Source organism: Chryseobacterium sp. c4a, from assembly GCF_009900745.1.
Taxonomy (GTDB): Bacteria; Bacteroidota; Bacteroidia; order Flavobacteriales; family Weeksellaceae; genus Chryseobacterium.
On the sequence record NZ_WXVU01000010.1, the window covers coordinates 27,272 to 41,221 of the forward strand.

1 protein-coding gene is annotated in these 13,950 nt (G+C 39.8%); it reads right to left on the bottom strand.

Annotation, left to right across the window (positions count from 1 at the left end; genetic code table 11):
- Nucleotides 1-23: 23 nt before the first annotated feature.
- Entirely contained in the window at nt 24-13,949 is a 13,926-nt protein-coding gene (locus tag GTR01_RS13815; RefSeq protein WP_160138415.1) for an SDR family NAD(P)-dependent oxidoreductase, read from the bottom strand.
- Between the last annotated feature and the right edge of the window lies 1 nt (nt 13,950).

Here is a 13,950-nt window from a genome sequence, read left to right on the forward strand (position 1 = left end):
AAAATGTATTCTTTTATTCTTTCCTAAGTGCCAGAATTGGCAGGAGAAATTACTTTTATCAGTGCCAGTTGATTTAGGGGCGACATTATTAGGGTATCTAAAGCGGCCATTGCTTCATTCGGTTCAATGGTACCTATTCCTGATCTTGCCAATCGGGTTTTAAATGCTTCGGGCACCACTCCCCCAACACCTATATTGCCCCAGTAGCCCCAATTCATCACTTTAACCGGGCATGTCCATTCATTTGCCAGCTTAATGGCAAACGAATCTTTAAATGTACAACCTGCTGCGTAACTGCTTTGACCCAAAGCTTTGCCAAATGAACCTATAGATGAAAAGAAGAGCACAAAATCGAGCTTTTCCTTGCCAAATACTTGTGCAATATGTACGCTTATATCGACATTTGCCGATAAACCTTCGCTGAAAAGATCCTCTTCCATTTTGGCTAAACTTCGGTCTAAGGAACCAACTGCAGAATGTATTACCCCGTTAATCGTTTCGTATTGAGCTTTTATTTTTTCATACGCTTTCTGAAGCGCATCGATATTTGTGGCATCGGCTGATATATAAATTGGAGCTTTCCCATGAACGCTCAAATTTTCGCATTTTTGCCTTATCTGTTCGTCTTCTTGTCGTCGTCCTATCCAAATCACTTGCGCTTGAAAATGTTTAATTAAGTAGCTAGTCCAGACTTCGCCCAGCCCACCAGCACCGCCAATTACCACGTATACTCCATTGGTTTTATACCTGTTTTCGGACTGGCTTTGTGGCTCAATGGGTATTAGATTAGGCTGATACCATTGCTTATGTCGATATACCCATGCATCGCCCATTGCATTAACCGGTAAGGTAAATAGATTTCCAGGAGGTAATTCTGTGGTTTTTGCCAAATCAATTAGCCTAATTTTCCAATTGGGATATTCTTTAGCCAGCGAACCGATTAACCCATGGAGAGAAGCATGTGCCGGATTAAGCTCTTCATTTTTTAACAACGCATAAGCCTTAGCTGTCAAAATTGTCCAACCCAGCTCCGATGTTCCATAATTTAAGGCTAAAAGTGCCTTAATCATCCTGAAGAAGCTCATTACGATACGCTTTTGCGTCTTTATAATGGAGTCTTGTGCTGTCAAATCTTGATAATTCTCTGGGGTTAACCATACAATATGATCAATTTTCTCGATCTTTTTTAATTCAGCTAACATTTCATCCATCTCGGCATCCACTCTGATATTTAAGGTTTTGGCCAAAGGGTATTGCGCTTTAACTACTCCTTGGATTTCATCAGCTCCACCAACAATTAACACCTGTTTATCTTCTTCGGGATACAGTGTTCCTTCTGAAATTCTACTCTTTTCTAACATGGGCTTTAGTAGCCTAGGCTCTCCGCTCAAGGGGCTAGGTTCCTCGATTGTAGTAACCGAGGAATGTCCGGCATCCAATTTTGCACCCTCGTTGTTATTCAATGAACGAGATGAAAAGCCATGCATGCTTACACACAGCAGCCCCTCGCTTGTACAAATTTCAATATCTAACTTCTGTACTTTATCTTCTATTTTGCTATTCTTTGAAAATTTTACAGTCGCCCACATTTCTTCGCTACAGCTACCATGTATTTTCATTTTATCCATTCCAAATAGCAAAGCTCCTGTTCTGGTTGAGCTAAGCGATTCGTTCAGTGTAAATGCTAGGGAAGCGTGTACAGCTGCATCTACCATACAAGGATGCAGCGCAAATTCATTGATTGATTCCTTTAAAAACGAGGGGAGTTTTAATTTTACCAGCAGTTGATTTTCTCCTTTATATACACGCTCTATAGCTTGGTAAGCAGGACCATACTTTACTCCTAAATTCTGATATGCTGTATAACAAGTCGCTCCATCAATGCTTGACTTATTGCAAATCGTCTTTAACTGCTCAAGGTCTAGTATAACCGGAGCTTCCGGCTCGTAAATGGTTACTTTTCCTTGTACATGAAGTACTTTATCGGCTTCATTATTGCCCGTAATTTCAAAGCTAACAACATCGTCCTCATTTTCTGATAGTTCTAAATAAGTTTCTCGTCCTCCTTCTTCAATCACAAGTGGTCTAAGCCAGGATACATTTGAAAAACAAACAAGTGGAGACTCGTCTTTCTCTAAGCTAAACGCTTGATTTAATCCTGCTAGTACCATCTCCAAGTACGCTACGCCGGGCAATATGATTGTGTCATTGACCACATGGTCTGCTAGAAAAAACTCTTTTCCTGTAAAGGAAGAAGTAAATTTAACCGAATAAAAATCTGAAATGTTCGTATGAAGCAAGGGATGAAGCTCCAAAGATTGGCTACCCTTCTCTTTTACATCCTCTATTTTATGATAAAGGGTGTTTTCAGGCTTCCAATAGCGCTCTGTTGCAAAGGAATAGCCTGGCAAACTCATCTTGTATGGACGTTCGTTCCTATAGAGACTTTCCCAATCAACCCATGCTCCCTTCAGCCACATTTTTAATACTTTCTCGTACTCTTTTTGTCCAATCCATTTAACGATTAAATCATTTAATTCCTCTTTATCCAATAAGGTTTCCATTTCCTTTCTGAATTGAACATGTCCCGTATATACTTGATTTGCGGCTTTATCGTCCTTACAAAATGCCACTAATTGCACTTCTAATTCTGAGAGGGTTTTAGCCAATATTCCTAAGCGTTCCTCCATTTCTTCTCGACCCGTTTGCAAGGTGTACGCCATAGAAACTAGCTCATCCTCCTTAATTAATCCTGCTTTAATGGCCAGCAACAGTTTTTCTACATTTTTTTTCAACTGCTTTGTATTTTTTGCCGACAAAACAATTAAAACCGGCTCAGTTGCCAAGTCGCTCCTTTCGTTTACAGGAGGAATATATTCTTCGATAATTACATGCCCATTAGAACCTCCTGCTCCAAAAGCGGATAATCCTGCTCTTCTGGGAAGGATTTGTGCCGTTCCATTTTTTTCTGTCCTGGTAGATTTCCAGTCCTCCAATTCCTGTTGTACATGAAAAGGTGTTTGACTAAAATCTATGTTCGGATTTGCTATTTTAGAATGAAGAGAGGGTACTAATTGTTTATGTTTAAGTTGAAGCAGCACTTTGGTCAATCCGGCTATACCGGCCGCACTTTCGCAATGGCCTATATTTGTTTTTACCGAACCAATGGAACAATATTGATAATCTGTAGTATACTCTTTAAGTATCATGGTAAGGGCAGCAATCTCGATTGGGTCGCCTAATGAGGTACCTGTTCCATGTGCTTCGATATAATTAATGGTTCTAGGGTCTATCCCCGATCTTTCGATCGCTTTCTTTATTACCGCTGCCTGTGCTTTCGGATTAGGCACCGTATATCCATTCGTTTTTCCTCCGTGATTAATTGCTGTGGCTTTTATCACGCCGTATATCTGATCTTTGTCTGCTATTGCCTGTGAAAGTGGCTTTAACAATACCGCACCTACTCCTTCTCCGGGAACATATCCGTCACCATCTTTACCAAAGGTTTCACAACGCCCTTTGCTTGAGGCAAATCTGGCTTGACCGAGAATAAAATATTTGTTGGGATGAATGGATACATTTACACCTCCCGCAATTGCCAGTTGGCAATCGCCTTGGCGAATACTTTGGCAAGCCAAGTGTAATGCCGTTAGAGAAGACGAACACATGGTATCAATGGTTAAGCTCGGTCCGGTGAAATTGCAGAAATACGATATTCTATTTGCTATGGATGATGCATTTCCCGGTAACACCAACGGACGACCTTGAAGCGTTTCTGAAATGCCGTATAATTGATATTCGCTGTACATGGAAGCTGCAAAAACCCCGACGTTTCCATTGTACTTTTTTGAGATTGACTGGCGTGTGTACCCTGCATCTTCGAGAGTATGGTAGACGCATTGCATAAATAATCGTTCTTGAGGATCCATCATTTCTGCTTCTATAGGAACGATGTTAAAAAATAAAGGATCAAATTCATCTACAGATTCGATAAATCCCCCCCATTTAGCATACGTTTTATTCTTTGCCTCTTTATCCTTGTCATAATACAAACTATGATTCCAACGATTTATGGGTACTTCGGTAATGCTGTCTTTTCCTTCTTTTAGGTTCTGCCAAAACAGATCTGTGTTTTCGGCGCCCGGATATTTTCCGGCAAGCCCTATTACCGCTATATCTTCTTCTGAATTGCCATTATTTTCGGACCTTACAACCTTCTTAGAAGTATAAGGGATGTTTGAATTTCTAATTTCCACTATCCGAGTTACAGCTGGAGCGGTTGTATCGGCTGAATATCCAGTTACCTGCTGCATTAGCTCTGGAAAAGCCTCCACAAAATGTACCGCTAATTCTGCAATGGTTTGGTACTCAAAGAAAAGTGTTTTAGGCAAAGAACCAAAAGTCCGTTCCAGTTCTTTCGTTAGTTCCATCACCATCACCGAATCTATACCGTATTTTTCCATCGGCATGGCCGCATCTATACGGTTGACAGGAACATCTATTACGTTTGAAATTTGCTCCTTCAAAAAAAGAATCGTTTTCTTCATCAAAACTTTATCCAATTTTCCTTCAGGATTATTTTGCGTTAAAGGAGACTCGTTTACTTGTACGGATTGTATTTCGGAAGTGTTGCTTTGAACCGAAATCATTTTATCCACCTCGCGTATCGACAGCCCTTTTACGCGAATGCATATTTCACCGGCATCGTCGTACAAATCTACATTCAGTTTCTTGATATTTCCCTTGTTCGAATTCGGGTCTACATACCTGATCCATGACCACATGTGAGGGGTACATTTCTTACTAATCTCTACCTCGTCTAAAGCAAATGGCAAAGTTAAGGTAACTTGATGATCACCGTCTAAATTCATAAGGCCAATAGATGCATGTAATGCAGCATCCATTAAACCCGGATGTATGCTGTATTCTTGCAGTGTATACTCCAAATGAGGAGGTAAAACTAGTTTTGCCAATACTTCGTTGGGTGCTAGGTACACTTCATTCATTAGGCGGTAAACATCCCCGTACTCGATCCCCATTTTCGCATACGTTGTATAATAAAATGAAACTGGAACGGAGGATGGGCTAAGCCGCTCGAACACCGCCTTAAAATCTGTAATAATCGCGTTATTTTCTTGTATTGAAATATTGCCTTGGCTATTGACTACCCAACTGTTATCTTCGTCGCTTTTGCTTTTTATTTCAAAATAAATTTCTCCTTTGTCGTTTTGATTAATTTCTGTTGTCAAAAGCAATTTTTCTTTTTTAACTTCTGCCGGCCTTGCCCAAACCGCATTTTTAATCTGTAATCGGTAGGATGTTGTATCTTTCAAATGTGGGAGCGATTCGATCGCAGCCACTCGTGCCATTTCCAAATAGGCTACAGCAGGAAGCACTCCTCTCCCTTTAATCTTATGCTCGGAAAGAAAAAAATCGGTACTGTTTAGGGATGTGGTAAACCTTTGTTCATGCAGGGTTGAGCAATTTTGATGTAGTAAAGGATGCAGCGTTTCTTTAATTCCTTTAGCTAAACGCGAAGCAAATCCGGTTCCGAGTGGCACGGGATAGGTTTCTGTTGAGAATGGATACCCGGGCAAATGAAGTATTTTTGGTTGGGTGTTGTATAAACTACTCCAGTCCACAGCTGCTCCCATAACCCATTGTTTAGCCAAGTCTCCCAAGGAAGTAGTTGAAATTAACTTAGCTTGGTTTTGCGTGTATAAGCTGTCTTGGTATTCATGACTAGCCGCGTTATTTTGAAGGAATAAATTAAGTTCTTTTAAACATTCTTCTGTAGAACTTACCTCAAAAGCTATACGGATTTCCATTTCTTCGCGCCCTGTTTGGAGTGTAAAAGCCAAATCTTCTATACTTACCTCTCGATGTTCTGAGATATATGCTTGTAGCCTTTGTGCAGTTGCTTTTAGCTGATCGCTTGTTTTTGCCGACAAAATAATTAATACCGGTAAAGTCTTAGCAATTAACGTATCCGCTGCAGGCACATACTCTTCTATTACGGCATGAGCGTTGGTTCCGCTTATTCCTGAAGTACTTACTACAGCAATTCTCGGCTGATTCTCTGCTACCTGCCATTCTATATTGCGTGTATTTAAGTTAAAAGGAGTATCTTTAAGTTGAATGTACTCATTTAAAAATTGATGCGAAACACCCGGTATCGTTCTGTTTTTTATCGCTAATACAGTTGCTATTAAGCTAACAATGCCAGAAGCTGCAAAGGTATGCCCTACCAAAGGTTTAACAGAACTGAGCGAACAAAAATTAGTTTTAGTTGTCTTGTTTTTGAAAGCGGCACTCAATGCTTGTATTTCTAATGGATCGCCAAACTTAGAACCTGTACTGTGCGTCATAACCATTCCAATTGTTTCAGGGTTGATGTTATATTTTTCATACATACTTCCCATAAGTTCTGCCTGACTAACTGGATCGGGGCTCGTTAAACCGTTCGTTTTTCCATCGTAATTAACCCCAGAGGCTTTAATACTAGCGTAAATAGAATCTCCGTCCTTAATTGCTTTTGACAAGGGTTTGAGTAGCAATACCGCCACCGATTCTGCGGGTACAATCCCGGTAGCTTCCTGATCAAAAACGGAACATTTTCCATCCGTAGAAAGCATTCCTACTTTCCCTAATCCTTGATAAATAGAGGGAGATAATAGTAAATTAACTCCGGCCACCAATGCAGCGTCGCATTCAGCATTACGAAGCGCTGAGCAGGCCTGATGTAGCGCTACAAGCCCCGAAGAACAAGCGGCCGTTAGGGACATATTTGGTCCCTTTAGGTCTAATAAATAGGCAATACGGGCCGATAATATGGCATTTTGATTGCTGATAACGTTGTTTTTTTCATCCTTAAAAAAGCCATGTTCGCTTTCTTCTACTCCAACAAAAACCCCGCATTTACTTCCCTTAATTTTACTGCCAGTATACCCGGCGTCTTCCAGCGCATGCCAAGCCTCTTCTAAAAAAATTCGCTGTTTAGGGTCCATGCAACGCGCTTCTTTTGGGGATATATTGAAAAACAAGGAGTCAAACTGATCCACACCTGAAATAAAGCCTCCCCATTTGCAATTGCTTTTTCCTGTGGAATTATTCTCCGTTTCGTAATATTCGTGTACATCCCATCTGTTTAATGGAATTTCGGTAATTGTGTTTTTACCTGCTTGTATATTGTTCCAAAAGTCTTCTTTAGTATCAGCCCCCGGAAATCGTCCGCTCATTCCAATAATGGCTATTGGTTCGTTCGCTAAGGAAGCTTCCATCAAATTTGCTTCTTGCTTCGGAATAGCTGCTTTTTCCTCAATCGAAACCGGTTTATTTAGGTGCTGATTGCTTAACTCTTGAACAATTTGCCTGTCGTATTTTTTCTGTAATGCTTCTTTATGATTTTCTATCAAAAACCGACTAATTTTAAACAGGTTTGCATGACTAAAGAACATAGTGGGGTTAATTTCTACCTTAAAGCAGGCCGTCATGCTGTCGGCTAAATTTAATAGGCTTACGGAATCAAATCCGTAATCAGCAAGCGCTACATCGGTTTCTAACTTGCTCGTATCGATTTTAGAAATACTTTTTACTAGCTCCTTCAAATCGTCTATTAAAACCCTCTCCATTGCCATTTCAGAAGGAACACTACCCTGATAAAAATCGGAAGTGGCTTGAGTATGCTGTGGTAAAATTTCGGGTGCTTCATTTTCGATTTTCAAAATCTGATGTATGCGTGTTGCTTTCCCTACCATAACCAAGCTTGAAGCGGAAGTGCTCGAAATCAGTTGTTCCATTAATTCCAATCCCCTTGTCGATTCCAAATACCCTTGTCCGGTAACTCCCAGATAATTTTCTACCTCCTCAGTGGCCTTCCCTCCCATTAGGCTTTCACGCCATAATGGCCAACAAATTGTCCGAATTTTTGTTCCACCCCTCGATTCATTGCAACTGGCATAGGCGTGCTGATACCGGTTTCCAACGGCATAATCACAAAATCCAAAATCACCTAATATGGCTGAAGTGGAAGAAAACAAGCAAATAAAATCTAAACTCCGATTGGAGAATATTCGATCTATTACCTCTGTTCCTTCTACTTTAGGTGCAAGCACTTCCAGAAATCGATCAATTTCTTTATTCTGAAAAGATGTATACTCCTGTATTCCAGCCAAGTGAAATACACCCTTTACAGATTGAGCGAGCTTATCTACACTGTTTAATGCCTTTTGCATACTTTGCTCATCGGCAACATTACAGGAAATATAAACCACTTCGGTACCATACAATTGCAAGTCTTTTAGCTTGTTTTCCTGCTCATAATTTAGCGCGGAACGGCCGGTTAAAATAAGATTGGCTTTATACTTTTTAATCAGATACTTAGCCACTAGTATGCCTAAGCCGCCTAAACCTCCGGTAATCAGATAAGTTCCTTTCTCCCTTAATAAGGACTTTTGGGCAGAAACTGGAAGCCCTTTGAGCACCGGAACAAAACTCTTACCCTCCTTGTACAATACCGTACGGCCATCGCCTGTACTTGGTGCGTTTAACAAAGAATGTATCCAATTCGAAAATTCGGCTGTTTTTTGGAATATAAGCTGAATATAGCTTTTCCTAAAAACTTCTTTTAATGACCGTTCAAAACCAATCCAAGATTCAACGTAACAGCGCTCATGATCATTTTCATAACAGGCCCCAATCGTTATTTTAGGAATACTAATGGTTGACTCATGAATGGCTTGAAATAAAAATAACAGCGGTTCATATACCTTCCGATAGGTTGAATCTTCAACAGGCCATAAATACCAGAGGGCATCTATTTTATCCTGAACAAGACTTGAAAATAAGCGACTATACTCTTCTTTATTTTTAGGGTTGATGAAATACTTATCTTTTGAGGTATTTTCATACGTTTCGGCAGTAGAAATATAAATTACTCGAGTACTAGCTGAACAGTTGGATTGTACTTCTTTTAAAATATACGCCTGTTGCTCCTCGGAACTTAGAAAGCAAACTATAGTTTCTATCTTTTGAGAGGAGCTTAGTTCTGGAAACGCTTTTATTTCCCATTCTTCGCTAAAGGTCATTAACGATAGTTCCTCCTTATGCGCCATACTTTCTAATCCATTCGCTGCCTTGGTACTTAAATTACTTAATTGATTTTTTGTTGCGGCCCAATACCGTTCTTTCAAAAATGGATATGTGGGCAAATGAATACGTTTTGGCTGTATTTCTTCGTACAGGCTTTGCCATTCAATATCCTTCCCTTTTACCCATACTACTGCCAACTGCTTAGCTTTATCCTGTTCTGTAGGTTGATTATTTGTTGGTAAGTAATCGTCTTTTGATAGTATGATTTCTTGATTTGAATTAACCGTTCCAAAATAACTGCCATCAAGCAATTGTCCATTCTGGGCAAAAGCGCTTAATTTTTCTATCAGTTCCTGAATGTTTTTTACCACAAATGCTGCTCTCGCGGGCATCGGCTCTCTTCCTACTTGCAGGGTATATGCAAGGCTAAAAATATCTAATTCATGGATGCTGTTTGTCTTTTGTTGATTCGATCTATTCAGTTTTTCTGCTAAGTATTTAATGTTAAAGGGCTCAGTCGGAAAAGGAATATCTAAGACTTGATGTCCCATTTTCTGTTTGATAAGCACTTGCAGCTTATTAAACACCACTACATCAACATTGAGTTCATTCAAATCTTGCTCCAGATCTAAGTCCTTGCTATCAAAACCGGTCACTTCTGCTACCAACGGTATCAGTTCATTCAGAAGGAGGTTATTTTCTTCCTCCTCTAGATGTACATTAGAAATTGATTCTCCTTCTTTCAAAAAACGCAATACATCCAGGGCATAAGTCTGCAAGCGTTCTGGGTTCTTGGCCGACAGTGGAACGATAAAGTAATTAGGTACTTTCTCTTTCGGAATTCTCGTGCCGGCACTGCTCACTACATACTCCTCGATAATCATGTGTACATTACTTCCATTGGCTCCAAATGAACTTAATCCTGCTCTTAATGGAGGTTTTACCTGTTCTCCATTCAATTCAATTTCCGCTGCCTCCCACTTTTTCAACGTACGTTCTAAATAAAAGGGTGTATGCTCAAATGGGATTAAAGGATTAATAGTATCGGCATGAAGCGAAGGAAAAATTTCCTTCTTTTTAAATTGTAAAAGTATTTTGGTTAATCCGGCAATGCCAGCCGCAGCTTCGGAATGCCCCATCGCAGATTTTGATGAACCTACCGCACAATATTGCTTGTCGCTTGTCCATTTTTCATAAGCTCTGGTTAATCCTTGTATTTCAATAGGGTCGCCTAATGCTGTTCCAGTTCCATGTGCTTCTACATAGCTTATGGTACGGGGATGTACATTTGCATGTTTAAGCGCCTCTGTTATCACTTCGGTTTGAGCCCTCGGGTCGGGCACAGTGGCGCCAGAAGTTTTGCCGGAATGGTTAATTGAAGAGCCTTTAATTACGCCATATATCGGATAGCCTTCTTTTTCGGCACGGGCCAAACTTGTCAACAATACTACCCCCACTCCTTCACTGGGCACATAGCCGGTGCCGCCTTCTCCAAAACTTCTGCACTTTCCATCCTCTGCCAAAAATTTAGCTTTTTTAAGAAATAAATATTTATGAGGGTGTGTTACCACATTTACACCTCCAGCAATGGCGAAACTACATTCTTGTTTTCGGATACTTTCACACGCTAAATGTAAACTTGTCAAGGCAGATGAACACATGGTATCAATTGCCATACTTGGACCGTGAAAATTTAAACAATACGAAACCATGTTCGCTATAGACGATGCACTGGTACCAAATGCAATAGTATCGCCTGTTTGGGTTAATTCGGCACCAAATAGCTCGTAATGATTCCAAAATACGCCAGCAAAAACACCTACACTTCGTTGGCTCGAAGAAGCATAATATTGTTCGGATCGATTGTTATAGAAACCAGCATCTTCACAAGCCTTCCAAGACATTTCTAAAAAAAGCCTTGCTTGAGGATCCATGATTTCGGCTTGATGAGGAGAGATATTGAAAAACAAAGGATCAAATTTATCAACATCGGCTATAAAGCCTCCATACTTATATAACTTTTCTACATCATACGAAAAATCGTAGCCTTCCCAACGCTCCATTGGTATTGAGCCAATACAATCCAATCCTTTGCTAAGGTTTTCGTAAAATTCTTCGAGCGAGGCTGAATTCGGATAACGCCCCGCCAAACCTATTATCGCTATATCACCTTGTTTGTCTATCACATCCCTATCCATTTCTTGCTTTTGATTGGAGAAAGCGGATCCCTGCACTTCCAATTTATTATCAAGGATGGAGACTGAATCAAAGTCGAAATTAGATTTATAATTAGCATGCAGCTTGGGTTTGTATCCATAAAGAACCACCGCTTGCGTCATTTTTGAAGCTAACAGCGCCTCCAATGTTTCTAAACCAAGTTTCGAAGGAAGCGGCGCTGAACCGGATGTTTCAAACATTAAATTAGCTAGCTGTTCGCTTATCTGCATACCTCCGCTTTCCCATAAAGGCCAATTTATAGTTAAAGTAGTTCCATAGCGCTCTCCACAGTCGACCTTCTCCTGCCTTTCTTGAACTAAAATATCCATAAAAGCATTCGCACTTGAATAATCTGACTGAGCCAAATTACCTGTAATGGCCGAAAGCGACGAAAAACAGACAAAAAAATCAAGCATTTCATTTTTTGTTGCTTCATCTAATGATATGAATCCTTTTAATTTAGGATCAAAAACTTCGTGTACAGCTTGCGGATCTTTTTGCAATAAAAACTGATCTCGCAATACCCCGGCACAATGAATAATGCCATTGATAGAACCAAATTCCTTTTTAACATCGTCTAAAGCAGCTTTAACCGCTATTGCATTATTTATATTTACTGAAACGTAGCGTACTGTACATCCTTTTTCTGCTATGGATTTTATTTGAAGTTCCATTTCAGGGCTTAATGCGCTTCGTCCTATCAATATTAAGGTAACCTTCGCCAAATTGGAAATGTGCTGTGCAAGGGTATAGCCCAAACCGCCGAAGCCACCCGTAATCACATATACCGAATTATTTTTAAAGTACCCAGTATTTTCTCTTTCAACGGATACTTCCTTTAATTTTTTAAGGAATCTACTTTGGCCATTCTCCGTAAATACTATTTCTTCATACCCGGTTTTAAAGCATTTTGCTTGTTTGTTCAGTTGTTCTGCCAAAAAAGAAAAGGAAACGGATGCGTCGGTTTGTATTTGGATAATTTGGCTGTTAATATGGGGATGTTCCAAAAATGCCGATTTTAGTAATCCAGCATAACCTAAAATAAATTTTCCGGTTACGGAACAATCGCTCAGCACTTGAAGTAAGATAGATGCAGGCCCTTTTGCAAACTTTTGCACCTCGGAAAGTAAGCCAATAAAATTCTCCTTAAAGCATTCTACCAGTTCATTTTGAGAAGATTCTATTGCAATAAACTGTTGCTCTGGCGTATGATTTAGAATTGCATCCTTCAATCCGGCACTGCCATTCAGCATGATTATCAATCTTGTAATCTCTTTTTGTTCAGCAGTTATTTTAATGAACGGTTGCTCTTGCCAATGGGGCTGAAAGGTTGCCATTTGATTATTTAACGCACTTTTTTCTTGACCAGCTTCTGCTTTCTTAGGGCGCTGTTCTTGCGCTAAAAAATTCGCGGAATAGTTCTCTTTAATGTACTCGGCAAGCGATTTTATCGTACTATATTCGAATAATAGTGTTGGATATAATGTTGTTTTTAGATATTGCTCTAGTTTATTGACCATGGTAATCAAATCTGTAGAATCCAATCCAAGATTGTAAAATCCATCGTTAACAACTATTTCAGCAGGCTGCTTATGCAAAATTTTGCCCAACTCGTTTTGCAAATAGGTAATAATTGCGGTCAGAATATCTGCTGTAGCCATTGTATCCCCATCTCGTTGGTTCAAATCAAGTTTATTGATTTGAGAAATAGGTTCATTGCCTTCGGTTCCGAGTATTTTATGTGTTGCCGATGTTCTTTCTTTCAGTTGGGTAATTAATTTTGGATGACGAATTCGCTTGGCGGTTAACTGTTCAAAAGCGACCAACAGCGCTCCTTCCTTGTTGTAAATATCGATATCGGTATAAATAATATCTTGGTTTACGTTTCCTTGAGTGGAAAAAGCATTGACGCTATGCACATAAATGGAATCTGGCAATGGGTGATATACGCATACTCTCCGTATCATGAAGGGGATATAAGGTGCCTCGTCCTGAATGTTCCCTTGTTCCATTTCTTGATGATAAAAAGATAAACCGGCGAGTGTAGAACCATCCAAAAAGGCAGGGTGCACATGGAACATATTTCGGTGCTTTTCGGCAAGATCGCTTAAATGAAGATTCATTAAAACCTCTTTTTCCTGATGAAACACCACTCCTCGGGTTTTCATGAATTCCTTATGTTCAATCCCCCCTTGCTTGGCAATGGCGTACAAATTGCTCACATCCGATTTGTTCGTGCTCTCTTCTATAAAGTTGCTTATATCTAGTTGCTTGGTTCTGATTGTATGGTCGCTTACATAAATTAGCGCCTCCATATTCTCTTCGTATCCTTCAGAAATTGACTGTCCGTTTTTGGTTCTTTCGCTAGAAATCGTAACTCTCCAGTGCGCTGCATCGAGTATCATGGTAATGCTTAGCATTTGGTCAAAATCAACAGAAGTGATCAAGGGCTTTTTAAACAGGATGTCTCTCAGTTCAATTTGGGTAGTATTCAGATATTTCATTGCCAAACGGTAAATAATATCTATAAAAGTTACTCCGGGAAGCGTACTCGTTTCGTAAACAAGGTGATCCCGAACAATGTAATTAGTATGGGTTACTAATTGCTTAAATTTCTTAATTTTTTGAGTTGAATTTATCATT

Excerpts from the sequence above, each read along its gene's own strand:
- GTR01_RS13815 (WP_160138415.1), bottom strand. The coding sequence starts at position 13,949 with ATGATAAATTCAACTCAAAAAATTAAGAAATTTAAGCAATTAGTAACC.